Origin of the sequence: Streptomyces sp. NPDC004126, assembly GCF_050275515.1 — a bacterium.
Classification (GTDB): domain Bacteria; phylum Actinomycetota; class Actinomycetes; order Streptomycetales; family Streptomycetaceae; genus Streptomyces.
In genome coordinates this window covers 161,183-179,305 of sequence record NZ_JBNNPF010000002.1, presented here as the reverse complement: position 1 = coordinate 179,305, position 18,123 = coordinate 161,183, and the positions used below count along the sequence as shown (strand labels likewise).

Below are 18,123 nucleotides of genomic sequence, written 5' to 3'. Positions count from 1 at the left end.
CCTCATGAGTTCCCAGAGCCGGTACCCGCACCTGCTGAGCCCCCTGGACCTCGGCTTCACCACCCTGCCGAACCGCGTGATCATGGGGTCGATGCACACCGGCCTCGAAGAGCACGCGCACGGCTTCGAGCGCCTGGCCGCCTTCTACGCCGAGCGCGCCCGCGGCGGCGCCGGCCTGATCGTCACCGGCGGCATATCGCCCAACGACGCCGGACGCCCCTTCGAGGGCGGCTCCCGCCTCACCACCGAGGAGGAGGCCGCCGAGCACCGGGTGATCACCGACGCGGTGCACGCCGAAGGCGGGAAGATCGCGATGCAGATCCTCCACTTCGGCCGCTACGCCTACCACAAGGACCTCGTCGCCCCCAGCGCGATCCAGGCCCCCATCAGCCCCTTCGTCCCCAACGAGCTCACCGACGCCGAGGTCGAGGGCACCATCGAGGACTTCGTCCGCGCCGCCCGCCTCGCCAAGCTCGCCGGCTACGACGGCGTCGAGATCATGGGCTCCGAGGGCTACCTGGTCAACGAGTTCATCGCCGCCGCCACCAACAAGCGCACCGACCGCTGGGGCGGCGCGTACGAGAACCGCGTGCGCTTCCCGCTGGAGATCGTCCGGCGCACCCGCGCCGCCGTCGGCGACGACTTCATCCTGATCTACCGGCTCTCCATGCTGGACCTCATCCCCGGCGGCTCCACCCTCGACGAGGTCGTCCACCTCGCCAAGGAGATCGAGGCGGCCGGCGCCACCATCATCAACACCGGCATCGGCTGGCACGAGGCCCGCATCCCCACCATCGCCACCTCCGTCCCGCGCGGCGCCTACACCTGGGTCACCAAGCGGCTGATGGGCGCGGTCGGCGTGCCGCTCGTCACCAGCAACCGCATCAACACCCCGGAGAAGGCCGAGGAGATCCTCGCCGACGGCCGCGCCGACCTGGTCTCGCTCGCCCGCCCCTTCCTCGCCGACGCCGACTTCGTCGCCAAGGCCGCCGCCGGGCGCTCCGAGACCATCAACACCTGCATCGGCTGCAACCAGGCCTGCCTCGACCACACCTTCAGCGGCAAGATCACCAGCTGCCTGGTCAACCCGCGCGCCTGCCACGAGACCGAGCTCGTGCTCTCGCCCACCCGCACGAAGAAGCGCGTCGCCGTCGTCGGCGCCGGACCGGCCGGCCTCGCCTGCGCGGTCACCGCCGCCGAACGCGGCCACGCCGTCACCCTCTTCGAGGCCTCCGGCCACATCGGCGGCCAGCTCGACGTGGCCCGCCGCATCCCGGGCAAGGAGGAGTTCGAGGAGACCATCCGCTACTTCGGCACCCAGCTCGCCGCCCGCGACATCGACGTCCGCCTCGGCACCCGCGCCGACGTGGACACCCTGCGCGGCTACGACGAGGTCGTCGTCGCCACCGGTGTCACCCCCCGCACCCCCGCCATCGAGGGCGTGGACCGGGACAACGTCGTCAGCTACCTCGACGTACTGCGCGACGGCGCCCCCGTCGGGCAGCGGGTGGCCGTCGTCGGCGCCGGCGGCATCGGCTTCGACGTCGCCGAGTACCTCACCGACAGCGGCGAGGGCGCCTCCCAGGACCCCGAGGTCTACTTCCGGCACTGGGGCGTCGACACCGCGTACGCCGGCCCGGGCGGCCTCACCGCCCCCGAGCGTCCCGCGGCCCCCCGGCAGGTCACCCTGCTCCAGCGCAAGACCACCAAGGTCGGCGCCGGCCTCGGCACCACCACCGGCTGGATCCACCGCGCCGAGCTCAAGCACCGCGGGGTCGTCTCCGTCGCCGGGGCCACGTACGAGCGGATCGACGACGAGGGCCTGCACATCACCGTGGGCGGCGAACCGCACCTCGTGCCCGCCGACACGGTCGTCCTGTGCACCGGCCAGGAACCGCGCCGCGACCTGTACGAGGCCCTGCGCGCCGAGGGCATCGGGGCGCACCTGATCGGCGGCGCCGACGTCGCCGCCGAACTCGACGCCAAGCGCGCCATCCGCCAGGGCACGGAAATCGCGGCCTCCCTCTAGGAGCCGCGGCTTGTGGCGGCCCGCTCCGGGCCGCCACAATCACCGGGTGACGTTGACACCGGCAGACGCGGACAAGATCCTCTCCGACAACTTCGCCCCCTGGGTGCTGGCCCTCGGCCTCACCGTCGAGGAGACCGGCGAGCGGCACGCCGTCCTGCGGCTGCCCTGGTCGGACTCACTGGCCCGCGACGGCGGCGGCCTGTCGGGCCAGGCCCTGATGGCCGCCGCGGACACCGCCACCGTCATCGCGATCTCCGCCGCGCGCGGGGCGTACGGGCCGATGACCACCGTCCAGCAGTCGACGAGCTTCCAGCGTCCGGTCGTCGCCGCCGACGTGCTGATCGACGTACGCGTCACCAAACTGGGCAAGCGCATGGCCTTCGCCGACGTCGCCATGACCCCCGAAGGGGCCGTGGAGCCGGCGGCGAAGGCCTCCACGGTCTACGCCCTGCTCGGCTGAACCGGCTGCGACCGGCCCGGCGGCGTCAGAACCGCCGCGGGCCGGCCGGGAGCGGCAGCGGCTTCGGCGCAGGCAGCACGTCCTGCCGCTGGGCCGGGGCCGGAGCCGCCGTGCAGGTCACGTCGCGGTCGGGCAGCCGGCCCGTGGCCAGGTAGGAGTTGACCGGGGCGTTGGCGCAGGAGTTCGGGTCGGCCAGGTACACGCCGTGGCCCTCCCCGCCCAGCGCGAGCACCATCCGCGAGCCCTTCAGGGACCGGTGCAGGCCCTGCCCGCTCACCAGAGGGGTCTGCGAGTCCCACTCGTTCTGCACGGTCAGCACGTCCGCCCGGGTCTTCATCGGGGTGGCCGCCTCGACGGGCCGCTGCCAGAAGGCGCAGGGCTTGATGTTGGAGGCGATGTCCCCGTACAGCGGGTAGCGCGCCTTGTCCCGCGCCGCGTCCCGCGCGTACTGGCCGGGATCGCGCGGCCAGGCGCCGGTGTCCCCGCACACCACGGACCAGAACACGGCCGTGCCGTTGTCGGAGGCCGGCGCCGGGGCGCGCAGCAGCTCCTTCAGGTCCGGCAGGGCCGCGCCCGCGGGCTGCGGAGTGCCCTCGGCGGCCGCCTTTAGCGCGGCGACGAGCGGCGCGGCCTGCTGCGGGTAGAAGAACAGGGCGCGCGCGGAGCGGATGTCATCGCCCGTCAGCTTCGTCCCCTGGAACTCGATCGGCTCGCGGTCGGCCCGGGCAACCAGCCCCCAGAACGTCGCCGACACCGCCTGCGGCGTCGCACCGAGCCGGTACTCGCCGTCGCGCTCCGCCGTCCACCGCGTCCACCGGGCGAAGGCCGGCTCGGCCTCCGTGGCCCACACCTGGATCATCCCGCGCCAGAGCCGCTGCGGGTCGACCCCGCTGTCGAGCACGAAGCGGTCGGTACGGGACGGGAACATCTGGGTGTAGACCGCGCCGAGGTAGGTCCCGTACGAGTAGCCCACGTAGGAGATCTTCCGCTCGCCCAGGGCCGCGCGGATCGAGTCCATGTCGCGGGCCGTGTTGCGGGTGGTGATGTGGGGGAGGACCGCGCCGGCCTTCTCCCGGCACTTGTCCGCGACGGTGCGCGCCCAGGCGACGTCGGAGGGGAAGGTCTCGGGGCGGTACGCGCGGTCGAAGTTCTGCTCCGCCTCGGTCAGTCCGCAGCTGATCGGGCTGCTGCCCCCGACGCCGCGCGGATCGAAGCCGATCAGGTCGTACCGCTCCCTGACCTCCTTCGGCATGGCCCCGTCCATCATCAGCGGCAGGTCCAGCCCCGAGCCGCCGGGCCCGCCCGGGTTGAGCAGCATGACCCCGTGCCGCTTGGCCGGGTCCGGGCTCTTGATCCGGGATATGGCGAGGTCGATGCTCCTGCCGCGGGGGCGCTGGTAGTCGAGCGGCACCTTGACCGTCGCGCACTCGTACGCGGCCGGCTGGTCCGGGCTGCAGCGGTGCCAGGCGGGCTGCTGCGGCTGGTAGTCGGAGGGAGCCGGGGCGGCCGCCGCCTGGGTGGCGGCGAGCAGGGGGAGGGAGGTCGCGAGGAGTCCGGCGGTGGCGAGCAGGGGCACGAGGCGTTTCATGCGCACGGAGAGCCGTTCCTTTCGGAGAGGGGCGGTCCGTGCCACCTTGGAGCACGCGGGCGGTGGGGCGAATCATCCCTCAGGGCGGCTCCCGCACTCTTCCGTGCAACTCGCGAATGAGGAAAATCCGGACAACTGGCCGACGCGCCGCGCCTGTTGCGGAAGCCCGCGAGCCGTCGCGGAGTCAGTGCCCGCCGTGCTCCTCGCCCGACTCCAAGGTGCCGCCGAGGCGTTCGCGGAGCGCGGTCAGGGCCTCGGGCGACGGGGCGGTGACCACCCACCGGTTCCCCACCAGGTAGACCCCGCCGTACACCCGGGTCTCCGCCAGCCAGGAACGCAGGCCCTCCTCGGCGGCGAAGGTGGTCAGGCGGTAGGCGCCCTGTCCGGTCGTGCACGCCCCCTGGCGCAGTTCGTCGGCCTCGGTGATCGACTCGGCGGTGCAGCCCAGGGCGGAGGCGAGCTCCTCCACCGTGGCGGTCCCGGCGGCCGGGCCCCGGCCCGCGTGGGCCGCGTGGGCCGCCGCCGCGGGCTGCGCGGACGGTTCCGCGGCACAGCCGCCGGCCAGCAGCGCACCGCACAGCGCGGCACCGGCCGCGAGGAGGCGGCGGGTCGGGCGGTCGGACGGGGGCATGGCGACCTCACTGGAAGCGATCGGAGGGAGAAGGGGGTGTGGTGCCCGGCGGGGAGGGGAGGGGGACCGGGCACCACGGCTCATGGGTGGTGCGGCCGGGTCAGCCGGCCGCCTTCTTCCCCTTGTCGGTGACGGCCCACCAGAGGTTCTGCTTGCCCTGCCCGTTGACGTCACCGGGGGCCTTGTCACCGGTGAACGTGTAGACCGGCCAGCAGTCGATGGTCAGCTGCTCGCTGCCGTCGGGCCTTTTCACCGAGCCGATCAGTTTGGGGTCGATTCCCGACACCTGGGTCTTGTCGACGAGCGGGGCGGGCTTCCAGGTGTCCGTGCAGGAATCCACGCAGCCGATCTTCATCGGCCAGGCGCTGTCCTTGTCGAAGCGGTAGAGGGTCCAGCCCTCCGCGTTCTGGACGATGTTTCCGAGCCTGGCGTCCTTCCTCACCGAAAGCGCGACCTTCGCCGCCTCCTGCTTCCCTTCCTTCGCTCCGCCCCCCTGTTCCATTCCGCCGCCCTGCATTTCCGTTCCCGTTCCCGGCGCCGCTCCCTTTCCGGCGCCGGCCGGTTTCCCGTCGGGTCCCAGGACGTGCCAGGTGCCGCCGACGCCCTCGCCGAGGGCGTCGCCCGCCTTGGTGTCCTTGGCGTAGCGGTACACCGGCCAGCCCCCGACCGTCAGCTGCTTGCTGCCGTCGGCCCGGGTGACCGAACCGAGCAGGGCCGCGTCGACGCCGGCCCCCGCCGAGGCGTCGTCCGCCGGGACCACCGGCCACGCCTTGGCGCAGTCGCCCTCGCAGTTGGACTTGGGCGGCTTCGCGGTGTCCTTGTCGAAGCGGTAGAGCGTGAACCCGTCGCCGTCGGCGACCCCGGAGCCCACGTTCGCCATCTCCCGCACCTGGAGCTTTCCGGCCGGCCCGCTCTGCCCCCCGCCGCCGGCCGGATTCGCGCCGGAGCCCTCGCCGTAACCCGATCCGGATCCCGCCCCGTATCCCGAACCCCCGTCCGAGCCGTATGCGCCGAGCTGCTTCCCGGAGCCCGCCGGCTGGACCGCGTCCGCCTTCGAGGAGGGTTTTTCGGCGGCACCGCAACCGGCCGTCAGCAGCAATACCGCGACCGCCGACCCGGCGATTATCTCCCGGCGCATTGTCTTCACGATCTCTCCTTGGGATTCGGTGCCGTCGTGCTCTTTGCCTGTGTTCATTGATACGGCGGGAACGACGGCCGGAGCGGATATCCACGGGAATTTGTCAGATCGCGCCAAGAATGAACTCGCAGGCGTCCCGCACTCGTGCGCCCGCTCATTCCCGTCATTCCTGGATGCGCAGCGCCAGGGCCGGGCAGCGGCGCACCGCGCGCAGCGCCTTGGGCCGCAGGTGGCCCGGCACCGGCATGGACGCCTGCGCCGGGAAGCCGTCCGCGTCGAGCCGTACGACGTCGGGCAGGACGTCCACGCACAGCCCGTGCCCCTTGCACAGGGTCCAGTCCACCACCAGCCGCTCCGGCGGGCTCTCGTCCTGCGGCAGCGGCAGCGCCCCCACGATCCGCCGCCCGCAGCCGCTGCCGAGGGCGTGGTCGCGGAACTCCTCGGGGAACGCGGCGAGCGCGGAGGCCACGAAGTGCGAGGTGCCGTCGGGATGGCTGCACGCACCCCGCCCCCGGACGGCCCGCAGCCGTGCCTCCACCGCGTCGAGGGCGCCGCGGCCGCCTCCCCGGACGGCGTCCTCCAGTACGTCGGCCAGTCCGGGCAGGCCCCGTACGCAGGGTCCGCACTGCCCGGCCGACTCCTTCGCCATCCACCGCGTCACCCGCGCGACCTCGCCGGCCGGACAGGTGTCCTCGGGCAGCGGCAGCACCGCCCCCGCCCCCAGCACCGCGCCGAAGGCGGACAGCGACCCCCGGGACACGTCCGCCGAGCGGGCCGCCCCCGGATCCAGCCAGCGGCCGTGGTACCCGCCGACGAGTACGCCCTGACCGGTACGCGTGCCGCACAGGTCGAGGATGTACGCCAGCGAGGTCCCCGTCGGGGTCTCGACCACCGTCTGCCCGGCGACGGTCAGCAGCACCGTGCCCGGCTCGGAGGGCAGGCCCGCCGCCCGGTAGTCGGGGGCGCCCATCCGGGCGGCGACGGCGAGCTGCGCGTAGGTCTCGGTGTTCGACAGCAGCGTCGGCACCCCGCCCAGCCCCCGTTCGCTGGTCCGCACCCGCCGGCCGGACGGCAGCGCCGCGCCCCCGTTCAGCCCGCCCACCATGGCGGTCCCCTCGCCGGTCACGAAGCGCTCGGGCAGCCGTGCCACGCGCACCCGGCGGCCGCCCGGCCCCCGTTCCGCCACGGCGTCCCGTACCGAGCGCTCCACGTCCGCCCGGGTGACGGCCACCACCACCTCCTCCGCGCCGACCGCGGCGGCGGCCAGCAGGGCGCCGTCGAGCACCAGGTGCGGGGCGTGCAGCAGCAGCGCCTTGTCCTTGAGGCAACTCGGCTCCCCCTCACTGCCGTTGACCACCACGGCCGTCGGTCCCTCGCGCTCCCGGGCGGAGGCGATGACGGCCCGCAGCTTCCGGGCGAAGGGGAAACCGGCGCCGCCGCGTCCCCGCAGGTCGATGTCGGCCGCCAGGTCCACGAGTTCCTCGGAGGCGTAGCGCGGCAGCGGGCCGTGCGCCGCCAGATGGGCCTCGCGGTCGAGCCGCGGGTCCCGGTCGAGCCCGGCCAGCAGCCGGGGGGTGCCCACGCAGCCGAGGCCGGGGCGCGCGGGTCCGCTCACGGCCACCGCTCCCCGTCGCCGAGCGGCCCGGACCGCCGGTCGGCGCCCGGGCCCGCGGAGGCGGCCGCGTAGGGCGCGCGGCCGGCCCGCGGCGGCCCTGCCGCGGGCCCGGGGGGCGCGCTCCTGCGGGGCCGCACCAGCAGGTCCGCCAGCGGCACGTCCTGGATGAAGAACGGCCGTACGCGCGCGGGTTGGGCGGGCGCGTCCCCGGCGCCGGTGCTCTGCGGGAGGGACGGCTGCGGGGCGGCGCCCAGCCCGCGGGCCCGGAGCCGGAAGGCGAGCAGGGCGATGACCCCGGCCAGGCACAGCCCGTAGGCCGCCGTCACCCAGGTGTCGGCGGCGCGGCCGGCCTTCAGCCCGTGCAGCAGCGACGCGCCCCACGCCGGGTAGGCGCCGATGTGCAGGGCCCGCCACCACAGGGAGCGGCTTTTGGTGGCGAACACACTACGCAGGGCTCCCGAGGCCGCCACGGCCACGAAGAGATATCCGGCCAGGGTGCCCAGGCCGATGACGACGGGTCGGCCGGTGTCCGCGAACGGCACCGCGGCGGCAGCGGCGTCGGCCTGTTTCCCGGCCACCTTGACCCAGATGTGCAGGCCGAGGAAGCCCAGCCCGGCCACGGCGAGGCCCCGGTGCACGCCCTGGGCCAGCAGGCGGTGGCCCGACCCGAGCAGCACCCGGTCGGTGGCCACCAGCCCCCACAGGACGGTGGAGGTCAGGCAGACGAGCGAGAGCACGCCCGCGCCGAAGTCGAGGAACTCCCACAGGCGGGTCAGGGCGCCCGCGCGGGCCGCCACGAGGAGCGAGACGAGGGCCGCGCCGGCGGCGCACAGGGCGCTGGGGCGCAGCCTTCCCGTCGAGGGCAGCAGTGAGGGCCGCCGGACGGCCCGCCGCCCGGCGGCCGGAGCCGCGGCGGCCTCGGCCGCGTGGCGACTCCTGCGTCGTGCCCTGTGGGAGCGGGGTATGTGCGGCTGGGGCAGGGGCATGCGGTTCTCCTGAGCACCCGGGCTCCGAGCGGTCCACCTCGCGCTCGGCACCCGGGGGTTGGGGGACGGTGACGGCCGGCAGCGCTGCGAATTCCCGCGCCGGCCGAGGGGCTCGGGGGCCGGAGTGCAGCAGCATCGTGGAGCTACGCAGCATCTCCACAGGATTTATCGAAACGTGATAATTTCTCGCACCGCGTCTACAGCGCATCGAACAACCCCGGAAGATTCCCCTCCAGTGGAGGTTGCGACAGGCCACCGCCTCGTCGGCCATCCATGCGTCCCCGGCGGCAAAAACAAGGCAAACCCGCGGGACCGAAAGTGGCCGGAACCCTCCAGAAGGGGACGCGATGGCTGCAACTCTCTTGGCAGACAGGGCTGTTGGCCAAACCGGCAACCCTGGCGGGCCTGTCACCCCTGCACCGGACAGGCCTCACCCCGGCAAGAACGAGGAAACGATGTGCGAACTTCTGAACCGCATCTGGTCCCGCCCCCGCGGAGAGTGGACCCGCGTCCTGCGCAGGGAACTCCCCGCGCTCGCCGCGGAGATAGTGGAGGAGCTTCTGCATGGAATTCCGGAATTTTCCGCCCTTGTCGATGACAACGATGCCATCGATGACGATCTGCTCAGGCTGAGGGTGGAAGAGGCCCTTCTCTCCGCCCTCGGCTACCACGACGAAGGCGACCGCGACCCGCGGTGCGCCGACCCCGGTCCGGACCCCGTGGACGACCCCGCACAGGACCCCGCGGACGGCCTCGGCCCGGACCTCGGGGAGGACCCGGACCACGAACCCGCCGACCGCCACGACGGCCGCGTCGAGGAACCGCGCGGCTCGTTGCGGGAATTCGTACGCGAACCCGCGCGCGAGCACGAGCGCACCGAATCCGGCCACGCCCCCGGCCACCCGCTCCGGCAGGTGCCCGCCGCCCCGCCGGACCGTGCCAGGCAGGAGCTCTTCAGGGCCCTCACCGACGACCGGACCGCCTGTGACGGCTCCCTCGCCGAACTCGCCGAAGCCGCCCGCTGGCCCCTCCCGCCCGCGGTGCGGGCCGTCGCCCTCGCCACCCCCGGCGAGACGCAGCAACTGGCGGCCGTCCTCGACGACGCCCTCGCCGGGATGTTCGCCGGCCGGCCCTGCCTGCTGCTCCCCAGCCCCGACCCCGACGCCCGCGCCGCCCTCGAAGTCCCCCTCCGCGGCCGGTTCGCGGCCGTCGGCCACGCCGTCGCCCCCCGCGACACGGCCTCCTCGCTGCGCTGGGCGCTGCGCCTGCTGACCCTGACGCCCCACCGCGGCGGCCTGGACACCCGGGCCGTCTTCGTCGACGACCACCTCTCGACCCTCCTGCTGCTGCAGGACGAACCCCTCGCCCACGCCCTGGCCGCCCGCTGGCTGGGGCCCCTCGCCGACCTCACGCCCCGCCAGAGCGAACGGCTGGAGGTCACCCTGCTCGCCTGGCTGGAGGGCGGCGGCGCCCCGGAGGCGGCCAAGGCCCTGAGCGTGCACCCGCAGACCGTGCGCTACCGGATGCGCCAGCTGGAGAAGCTCTTCGGGCCCGGACTGCGCGACCCCCGGACCCGCTTCGAACTGGAGATGGCCCTGCGCAGCCGCCGGCTGATGGCCCAGGTCCGGCGCCAGAACTCGCGTACCGGCCGCAGGAACGGACGGGTGGTCACGGCCGACTTCACCCCCCTGGTCGTCGGACGGATGGCCCGCGTCAACGGCCTGTGAGCCGCGCGCTCCCCGTCCCGGCGAGCACACGAAGGCGGTGGCCCGGAGCCCTCAGGCTCCGGGCCACCGCCCCGTCCGTCCGTCCCGTCAGCGGCAGGTGCGCCCGCTGTTGATGCAGCCCACGGCCTTGGCCATCAGCCCGTTCGACATCACGTTGATGAAGTCCCCGTGGTCGGTCACCGGCTTGTGCAACTGCTCGGGGAAGCTGTCCACCGCGATGCGCGACCCCGGAGCGACCCCGTATGTGATCCGCTGCACCAGCTGCGGAACGGCCGTGAAGCCCTTCTTGCAGCGGCCGTTCCTGTCCGCGAAGTCCACGTGGGTGCGGTGGTTGGCGCTGTCGGTGTTGCGGCCGTCCCAGCAGCTCTGGAAGGTGAAGGTGCGCACCACGTCGCTGCCCTTCGGGCACACCGGGTACTTGTCCTTCAACTGGCGGTCCTCGAAGCCGGTGCAGCTCCAGGAGGCGTTGGCGTTGGCCGTGCCGTTGCTGAAGGCCTTGGCGTCACCCGTGATGATCCGCAGGAACCGGGGCATCGCCTTGACCTGGCTCACGGGGCTGCCCTTGAAGCTGATCGTCACCTGCTTGGGCTTCAGGATCGTGCCCACGTTGGCGTCCTGACCGCCGCCGGGGGCCTTGGCGTCCTTCTCCGCCCGGCCGTCGCGCAGCCGCAGCACCGGCCAGTAGTACGTGGACTGGTCGCCGTTGCCGCAGGTCGTCCCCGAGGCGGCGAGGCTGTCGTTGGTGGAGAAGGCGTCGGTGGTCTTGTTGCCCACGTAGTCGTGCATGTGGTGCGCGCCGTTGGAGACGCCCGGCGCGACGATGACGTTGTCGGGGTTGAAGTGGCCGTTCTCGTTGCGGCCGCACTCGGAGCTGAAGGAGCCCTTGGACGCGCCCCCCGAGGGCGCGGGGGTCCGTACGTTCGGCTTCACCCTGGTGATGTCGACGAAGTCGCTCCTGGCCGGCCCGCTCTTCTGCCCGATGCTCCGGGCCGCGGCCTCCGGACCCGAGGCCGCGGCCGCCACGGCGTCGGGCGCCGCCTCGTCCTGCGCCGCCGGCGCCTCCTTCATCTCGCAGCCGCTGAGCTTGTCCAGACCCTCCGGGCGCCCGGAGGAGCGGCCTATCGCGTCGGACACCTTGCTGATCGTCGTCGCGCGCTGGTCCCGCAGCCGGCCGAGGAGGGCGTCCTTCTGCGACTTGCCCTGCACCTGCCCGGAGGCGAGCTGCCGGTAGGCGTCGGCCACCTGTCCGTCCAGCTGGGCGAGGTTCTCGTCGACCTCGCCCCTGGCCTGGTCGGGGACCGAGGTGAGCCGGTCGCCCACGTCCGGGCAGTCGATGGTGGCGGTCACCTGTCCCGTACGGCCGTCCTGGCCGGCACTCGCGTTGCCGGCGACGACGGCGACCCCGCCACCGCCCAGCACCAGGGCGGAAACCACCGCGAGGAGCTTGAACCGGGGGCGCCTGTGGCCCTTGTGACTCATGCGATCACTTCACTTCGTTTCGTCGGTCGGACATCTGAGGGGGCGCGGCCCCCTGGCGGACCGGGGTGGGGGAGGCGGGCGCCGGGCCCGCGTCGGAGACGGAGTCGAAGTCGACCAGCCCGCTCTCCTCCAGGACCGTGATGTGGTCCAGCACGGTGGCGTTGGCCGAGGTCGCCAGGGACCGCACCATCGAGTTGCGGGTCTGCGCCCGGATCTGCGCCAGCAGCGCGAACACCTTGCCGTGCGCCCGCCGCAGCAGCTGGATGAACAGCCGCTCGTACTCGGCGTTGGAGGCGTTCGTCAGCTGGTCCAGCCACTCCTGCTGCTGGGCGCTCGGCTTGTCGGGCAGGTCCATGCCGAGGGCCTGGCCGACCTGGAGCACCTGCCGGTCCAGCTCGGTGTGCCCGTCCACCAGGTGCATCCCGGCGGTGCGCACCGAGGGCCGGGTCCCGCGCTGCTGCGCCTGCCGCCCCGCGGGCAGCTCCCACAGCCCGGCCAGCCGCACCTTGCGGACGAAGTCCCGGTCGGCGGCGGACAGCGGGCCGTACGCCGTGCTCATGGTCCCGGCGCCGTCGTCCTCGACACCCGGCTTCGCGGCCGTTCCCGCCGCGGCGGCCGAGGCCCGGTCGCCGAACTTCGACACGGGGATCAGCAGCGCGATGAGCGTGACGGCCAGCGCGGTGATGACCAGACCGCTCCCGATCGTGTATCTCGTGGCCACCGACAAGCCGCTGACGGATCGCCGTCGCAATGACAGCACAGTGCCTCCTCGCTCCGTGGGCCGTCAGGAGGAGCGGGGCGGCAGCGGCGGCAGGCGCCCTGCGGTGCGCACCCGAACTCCTGGGGTGCCACGGGACGCTAGTGCCCCGTCCGGGGCCGTCGCGGAAGGACCATCACCATCGGACAAACATCCGGGCGAGCGCTCGCGGGGCTGCTATCTTGCCGCGGGCTGCCGGTCGGGCGTGGTGTACGCGAAGTTCAGCGCGACCCGCCGCAGCCCCGTCCGGCGCAGCGCGGTCACCTGGTGGGCGGTGGTGTCGGCGCGCAGCAGGTACGCGTCCCCCGGCCGGTGGTGGGCCCGGTGCGCGACCTCGTCCGCCGCCGCCGGCAGGCCGGTGCCCCGGGGCGCGTACTGGAGCAGCCCGCCGTCCCGGGCCGAGCCGGGCGCCTCGGAGAACACCACGAGGGCCAGCGGGTGGCCGTGGGTGTGCTCGCCGTGGGCGTCGTCGTGCCGGTGCAGGATGTCGATCACGTGCCGTTCCAGCGGATCCGCGACGGGCACCGCGTCCAGCTCGGAGACCGCGCGCACCAGCTCGATCAGCGCGGGGTCGTGGTAGACGCGCGGGATCAGCTCCGACTCCTCGGCGATCAGGTGCCCGCCGAGGGTGGTCATGGGGCGCGGCGCCCCCCGCTCCCGGTGCGCCGCCATCGATTCGAGGCGCCGGATCTCGCGCCGCAGCGGCACGAGCCGGTCGGGCGGGACGAGCCCGGGGAGCGGTACGTAGCCCTCGGCGGCGAAGCGCTCGCGCAGGCCGCGGCGGTCGGCAGGCAGAAGCAGCACGAACCGGTACTACCCCGCGGCGCGGTACGCCGACCGGACGGCCCGCAAAGGCCATCCGGTCGGCGGCACGGGTCAGCCGTGACGGCCCTCACGACCCGGGCACAGGTCGAGCGGGTCGCACAGCATGACGACCTGGTAGGGGCCCTGTGCCCGGTCCGTGCCGTGGGGTGCGAACCGCCACTGGGAGGGCTTGACGTGCCGGGTGCGGTCCCGCTTCTCCACACGGGCGCTGAGGGTGCGCGCGGCGGGGTCGTTCGTCTCGACCATGACCTCGTCGGGGCCGAGCGGGAAGTGGTCGTGGAGCAGGCACAGGCCGAAGCGGTCCAGGTTCCCGTGCCTGTCGAGCACTTCGACGAGGTCCCGTACGAACGCCGCGTCCGAGGGTCCGAGCCCTTCGGCTTCCTCGAAGCGGGGGAGCGGTTCGAGCCCGGTGGCTTCCTGGGGGTGGGTCATGGCACGTCCCGTGGGGTATGGGCAGGGTCCCCCGATCCCATCGTGGACCGTCGACCGCTGCCGCGCAATCCGGCCGGGCGGGTGGGCGCGGGAGGGGGCGGCCGCGTGTCCGGGCGGGGCGGGGCCCGGCGCGTGATAGGGGTCCGAGGACGGGGTGCTGGACGAGGCGATGCGGCGGACGGGGCGCGATCGTGAAAACCCGGTGTGGGTTCCTGATCCTCCTGCTGATGGCCGTGCTGGTGTGCGGCGGGGCGGGGCGGGCGCACGGCGGGGTCGCCGATCCCTGCCAGCGGGAGCGGGTGAAGGCGCGCAACGTGGCGGCCAGGCTCGATTTCGACTACCACGACCGAAGCTACGCCCAGGTGACCTCGCACCTGATGGTCAGTGTCTCGGCGGACGGCTGGCCCCTCGCCGACTTCCTGGCGAGCAGCGAGGAATCCGAGGAATACCGGGAGGCCATGCGCTGCCTGCTGCGCGACGATGACGAGGAGGCCCGGAGCCGGGAGTGGCGCTACCGAGATCCGGTGGTGACGGTGCGGGGCAAGACGGTCACCGTGGATTACGAGGCGACTGCCTGGATCGAACAGAACCGTGGTTTCCAGCTCGGTCCGTGGAGGATCGATGTCGATCCGAAGGGTGAGCAGTGGGTCGTCCGCCTCCAGCCGCCCAAGGCGCTGGTGAATGCCGAGTGGGGGCAGATCGAGGTCAAACTGAACGGCCTCGAAGCCCATGACATCTTTCCCGAGGTGACGTCCGCCGACACGGTCCGCCTGGTGTGGTCGGATCCGGAGTCCGTCTGGGTACAGGTCTACGTCGATCCGCCCTGGCAGCGCTCCTTCAACGTGGGCGAGAGGTGGTGGACGCTGGGGTGGGCGGGCGTCGCCTCCTGGTGGGTGTTCACCTCGGCCGTGATGGTGCTGGGCGTGTGCCTGGCCCTGCGGGAGAAGGCTTCCGGGCCGTCCGCCGCGTCGGGCCCGGAGGGCTGGGAGGACCTCGCCCGGATGGTCCGGCTGTGGGCCGTGCTCAGCGTCGTGGTGGCCCTGACCCTGCGCCTGCTGGTCCTGGACCCCCCGCAGCCCGTCCGGGCGTGGCGCTATCTCGTCGCCCTCCTGCTGGGCGCGGTCCTGCTGCTCGCCGCCCGCCCGTGGCGCCGTGCGGCCCCGACCCCCGCCGTGGGGATGACCGGAGCGGAGGACGCCGGCGGGACGGAGACGCGCCGTCCGGGCGTGCTCCTGGCCGTGGCCGTGCTCGCCTCGGCCGCGGCCGTGCTCGGCTACCTGACGGTCGTGCACTCGCACGGTCACGTCGGGCTCGCGCTGTCGGCGCTGGCCACCCTGTGGTTGTGGCTGGCCGCGGTGGCGGCGTGGGCGTGGTGCTTCGCGCGGAAAGGGGGGTTGCTGAGGTCCTGGAGCAGGGCGTGGGAGGAGGCACCGGTCCGGTGGACCGTGGTCGTGGGAGCCCTCCTGGCGGGGATCGCGGCGGCCCTGCTCTCCTCCTTCTGGTGGACGAATGAGCGCTTCCTGAGGCGCGCCTACTGGCTCATCGACCCGTCCGGGACCGCCCGCGGCGAAAAGCGGATGAGTTTTCTGGAGGGCTTCGCCTACTCGGCGCTCACCTGGGTCTACGCCTACGCCTGGCTGTTGTCGGGCATCGCCCTCGTCGCGCTGCTGAACATCCGGGTCAAGGAGCGGCGGACCCTGGCCGAGGGCAAGGGCGAGGCCACCTCGCTGGGGCCGGCCGGTGCCGATCTCCTGCTGACCGTATCGGTCTTCGCCCTGGCCGTCGGGTTCAGACAGGTCACGTTCGCGGGCTCCAACGTGCTGTTCGGGGTCTGGTTCCTGATGATGATCGGCTCCCTGTACAGCGTGGTCGAGATCGGCCGGCGGTACTCCGTGCTGGGCCGTACCGGACCGGAATTCCGCCTGTTGCGACTGGGTACGAAGCGGCGCAGGCACCTCCTGCTGACGAAGGCCCATGAGTTCCGCAACGTCCACCACCAGCTGTACTCGCTGGACCGGGGCCGCGGCGAGGGGGACCTGAAACGCGAGGACCTGGAGGGGAAGCTCGACCGGCTGCAGGAATGGCTGTTCGACGACTGGGACGGCCAGGGCCCGCCGCCGGCGCAGATCTCCGTGCTGGACACCGCCCTCAGCTGGGGACCCGGCAAGGACTGGTGGGACAACGCCTGGCGCGCGTGCCGCCTGGCCTTCGGCTTCGGATTTCCGGCCAGCATCGCGCTGGTCTGGCTGAGCTACCTGAGGGACGGCCAGACCCGGACGGTCACGTTCCAGGACCTCATCGGGCTCCCCGAGATCGTGGCGAAGTGCCTGGCGTGGCAGGTCGCGTGGACTGGCGCCGGCCTGGTGCTGGGGGCGCTGTGGCGCGTCCTCCCCGGACGCCGCAGCCCCGTGCGGGCGCTGAGCCTGACCGCCGCCTACGCCGTCCCCGTCTGCGTGGGCGCCTTCGTCACCCGGATCACCGACACCGACCTCGGCTACGTCTTCCTGCACGTGGCGCTCATGCTGCTGGTCCTGACGCTCACCAGCATCTGGATGGACATGGAGACCTTCAGCGAGGAGAGGAGGTTCTGGCCCAGCCGCCTCGGCCTGCTGCTGTCCGTCTACCAGCTGCGCGGCCTGTCCACGCAGGTCGCCTACCTGGCCGCCCAGCTGGCGATCGTGGTGGGCGTGTGGCACAGCCTGGCCAGCAGCGAGTCCCGGCCCCGGTAGCGCCCGCCCCCTCAGTCCACCATGCCCCGCAGCCGCTCCTCCACCGTCTCCACCAGCCCCGCGATCACCCCGTCGGGCGACGGGCTGTAGTGCGGCACCGCCCACCGCGTGATCCGGGCGTCGATCAGCGCGGGCCGGCCCGAGGCCAGGGCCGCGCGGAAGGCCTCCTCGAACTCGGACAGGGTCTCCACCCGGTAGCCCTCCGCCCCGCACGCGCGCGCGTACGCCGCGAAGTCCGGGTTGCGGAACTCGACCAGCGCCGACTCCCCGTACGTGACCAGCTGGAAGAGCTTGATCAGCTTGAACTGCCCGTCGTTGAAGACGACCCAGATGACCGGGATCTCGTTCTCCACCGCCGTCATCAGCTCGAAGCCGGACAGCGAGTAGCAGCCGTCGCCGCAGCCCACGACCACCGTCCGGTCCGGATGGGCGACCTTCAGGCCGATGGCCCCGTTGACGTGCCCGGCCATCGGCCCGAAGGAGCCGGCCTTGCGGAAGTTCTGCCCCTCCTCCAGCTCCACGTAGTACCCCAGCCACGCCAGATGGGCCCCCGCGTCGGCGAGCAGCACCCCCCGCGGCGGCAGCATCCGGCCGATCGACTGCGCGAGCTGCCCCGGGTGGATCCCACCCGTCAGGTGCGTGATGTGCCGCGCCTCGTAGTCCCGGCCCTCGACCTCCACCGGCGGGACCTCGCCCACCCTCCGCTCCAGCGCCTCGGTCAGCGCGGCGACCGCCGGACGCGCGTCGGACAGCAGCGCGTGGTCGGGCGGATAGGCCTTGCGGAACTCGCCCTCGGAGATGTTCACGTGGATGAGCACCTTGCCCTCGAAGAGGTCCGGGCGGTAGTTGAACGTCGCGTGCTGGTTGAGGGAGTTGCCGACGCACAGCACCACGTCCGCCTCGCGGAAGGCCTTCCACGCGCTGGAGTGGCCGCTGTCCGCGAAGACGCCGACCGACAGCGGATGCCCCTCGGAGACGATGCCCTTGCCGTCCAGGGTGGTGAGCAGCGGGATCCGGAAGCGTTCGATCAGCCGCTTGACCTCGGGCCCCGCCCCGCTGCGCACCGCGCCGAAGCCGACGAGCGCGACGATCCGCCGACCGTGCGCGAGGGCGTCCGCCAGTACGTCCGCGATCTCCTCGACCCGCGCGGGGTCGGGCAGCACCGGCGCCACGTCGAGCCTGACCGGCCGGAAGGCGCGTACCTCGACGCCCCGGTGGGTGAGGTTCTCGGGCACGTGGATGTGCACCGGTCCGGGCCTGCCCTCGAAGGCGGTGTTCACCGCCTCCTCCAGGACGTCGCAGGTGTCGTCCGGGTCGGTGAGCAGGAAGGACTTCTTGGTCGTCGCGGCGAACATGGCCTGGGAGTCGGGCGTGCGGTTCAGGCCCGAGGTCTCGTTGAGCGAGCCCCAGCCGCGCCATTCCATCGACGCGTACCCCGAGACGGCGAGCACGGGATAGGAGTCGGACATGGCCACGGCCAGCCCCGAGAACAGGTTGAACGCGCCCGGACCGGCCGTCGCGAAGCAGAAGCCGAGCCGGTTCGTGTACATGGCGTAGCCGCAGGCCATGAACGAAGCGGCCTGCTCGTGGCGCGTGATGACGGGCCGGATCAGCTTCGAGTGCTTCAGCGCCAGCATCAGTCCGGCCGCGTTCTCCCCGGCACCGCCGAAGGCCGCCCGCACCCCGATGCCCTCCAGCCCCTTGACGACGGCCTCGTAGACCCTCAT

At 73.1% G+C, this 18,123-nt stretch carries 14 protein-coding genes; 4 read left to right on the top strand and 10 right to left on the bottom strand.

Translation table 11 applies throughout. The features are described 5' to 3' along the window. Window positions 1-4: 4 nt before the first annotated feature. A complete protein-coding gene (locus tag ACQKM2_RS03320; RefSeq protein ID WP_427706024.1) occupies window positions 5-2,029 on the top strand; it encodes an FAD-dependent oxidoreductase in 2,025 nt (674 codons plus the stop codon). A 46-nt stretch (window positions 2,030-2,075) separates the two neighbouring features. Continuing rightward, entirely contained in the window at window positions 2,076-2,489 is a 414-nt protein-coding gene (locus ACQKM2_RS03315; protein WP_427706022.1) for a PaaI family thioesterase, read from the top strand. Window positions 2,490-2,514: 25 nt separating this feature from the next. Here ACQKM2_RS03315 and ACQKM2_RS03310 read toward each other — a convergent pair whose 3' ends face one another. From ACQKM2_RS03310 to ACQKM2_RS03290, 5 genes are all read right to left on the bottom strand, one after another. Next, entirely contained in the window at window positions 2,515-4,083 is a 1,569-nt protein-coding gene (locus tag ACQKM2_RS03310) for an alpha/beta hydrolase (protein WP_427706020.1), read from the bottom strand. 178 nt (window positions 4,084-4,261) lie between these two features. After that, complete coding sequence (locus ACQKM2_RS03305) at window positions 4,262-4,708, bottom strand: hypothetical protein (RefSeq protein WP_427706018.1); 447 nt, start codon at window positions 4,706-4,708, stop codon at window positions 4,262-4,264. 100 nt (window positions 4,709-4,808) lie between these two features. Next, complete coding sequence (locus ACQKM2_RS03300; protein WP_427706291.1) at window positions 4,809-5,846, bottom strand: SCO0930 family lipoprotein; 1,038 nt, start codon at window positions 5,844-5,846, stop codon at window positions 4,809-4,811. Between the two features lie 163 nt (window positions 5,847-6,009). Further along, on the bottom strand, window positions 6,010-7,461 hold the full coding sequence (locus tag ACQKM2_RS03295) for an NADH-ubiquinone oxidoreductase-F iron-sulfur binding region domain-containing protein (protein ID WP_427706016.1): 1,452 nt from the start codon (window positions 7,459-7,461) through the stop codon (window positions 6,010-6,012). Then, window positions 7,458-8,447, bottom strand: a complete 990-nt coding sequence (locus tag ACQKM2_RS03290; RefSeq protein WP_427706014.1) for a hypothetical protein — start codon at window positions 8,445-8,447, stop codon at window positions 7,458-7,460. The genes ACQKM2_RS03295 and ACQKM2_RS03290 overlap by 4 nt, the downstream gene beginning before the upstream one ends. A gap of 455 nt (window positions 8,448-8,902) precedes the next feature. On the opposite strand from ACQKM2_RS03290, the gene ACQKM2_RS03285 reads away from it, so the two are divergent. Further along, entirely contained in the window at window positions 8,903-10,174 is a 1,272-nt protein-coding gene (locus ACQKM2_RS03285; protein ID WP_427706012.1) for a PucR family transcriptional regulator, read from the top strand. Between the two features lie 87 nt (window positions 10,175-10,261). Here the strand turns inward: ACQKM2_RS03285 and ACQKM2_RS03280 are convergent, their stop codons facing one another. The 4 genes from ACQKM2_RS03280 to ACQKM2_RS03265 all read right to left on the bottom strand — a co-directional run bounded on the left by ACQKM2_RS03280 (window position 10,262) and on the right by ACQKM2_RS03265 (window position 13,667). Then, window positions 10,262-11,653 carry a DUF1996 domain-containing protein gene (locus tag ACQKM2_RS03280; RefSeq protein WP_427706010.1) on the bottom strand — a complete coding sequence of 464 codons (1,392 nt, stop codon included), beginning with the start codon at window positions 11,651-11,653 and terminating at the stop codon, window positions 10,262-10,264. Between the two features lie 4 nt (window positions 11,654-11,657). After that, window positions 11,658-12,380 carry a DUF4142 domain-containing protein gene (locus ACQKM2_RS03275; protein ID WP_427706008.1) on the bottom strand — a complete coding sequence of 241 codons (723 nt, stop codon included), beginning with the start codon at window positions 12,378-12,380 and terminating at the stop codon, window positions 11,658-11,660. Between the two features lie 207 nt (window positions 12,381-12,587). Next, window positions 12,588-13,214, bottom strand: a complete 627-nt coding sequence (locus ACQKM2_RS03270) for a HalD/BesD family halogenase (protein WP_427706006.1) — start codon at window positions 13,212-13,214, stop codon at window positions 12,588-12,590. 72 nt (window positions 13,215-13,286) lie between these two features. Continuing rightward, a complete protein-coding gene (locus ACQKM2_RS03265) occupies window positions 13,287-13,667 on the bottom strand; it encodes a hypothetical protein (protein WP_427706004.1) in 381 nt (126 codons plus the stop codon). 191 nt (window positions 13,668-13,858) lie between these two features. Between ACQKM2_RS03265 and ACQKM2_RS03260 the strand changes: the two genes are divergently transcribed. Then, window positions 13,859-16,396: a DUF6185 family protein gene (locus ACQKM2_RS03260; protein ID WP_427706002.1), complete on the top strand. Its 2,538-nt coding sequence runs from the start codon at window positions 13,859-13,861 to the stop codon at window positions 16,394-16,396. Between the two features lie 11 nt (window positions 16,397-16,407). Here ACQKM2_RS03260 and ACQKM2_RS03255 read toward each other — a convergent pair whose 3' ends face one another. Continuing rightward, window positions 16,408-18,123 carry a thiamine pyrophosphate-binding protein gene (locus tag ACQKM2_RS03255; protein ID WP_427706000.1) on the bottom strand — a complete coding sequence of 572 codons (1,716 nt, stop codon included), beginning with the start codon at window positions 18,121-18,123 and terminating at the stop codon, window positions 16,408-16,410.

Coding starts and splice junctions, on each gene's coding strand:
- ACQKM2_RS03320 (WP_427706024.1), top strand. CDS start 5: ATGAGTTCCCAGAGCCGGTACCCGCACCTGCTGAGCCCCCTGGACCTC.
- ACQKM2_RS03305 (WP_427706018.1), bottom strand. CDS start 4,708: ATGCCCCCGTCCGACCGCCCGACCCGCCGCCTCCTCGCGGCCGGTGCC.
- ACQKM2_RS03300 (WP_427706291.1), bottom strand. CDS start 5,846: ATGCGCCGGGAGATAATCGCCGGGTCGGCGGTCGCGGTATTGCTGCTG.
- ACQKM2_RS03290 (WP_427706014.1), bottom strand. CDS start 8,447: ATGCCCCTGCCCCAGCCGCACATACCCCGCTCCCACAGGGCACGACGC.
- ACQKM2_RS03285 (WP_427706012.1), top strand. CDS start 8,903: ATGTGCGAACTTCTGAACCGCATCTGGTCCCGCCCCCGCGGAGAGTGG.
- ACQKM2_RS03280 (WP_427706010.1), bottom strand. CDS start 11,653: ATGAGTCACAAGGGCCACAGGCGCCCCCGGTTCAAGCTCCTCGCGGTG.
- ACQKM2_RS03265 (WP_427706004.1), bottom strand. CDS start 13,667: ATGACCCACCCCCAGGAAGCCACCGGGCTCGAACCGCTCCCCCGCTTC.
- ACQKM2_RS03255 (WP_427706000.1), bottom strand. CDS start 18,123: ATGAGGGTCTACGAGGCCGTCGTCAAGGGGCTGGAGGGCATCGGGGTG.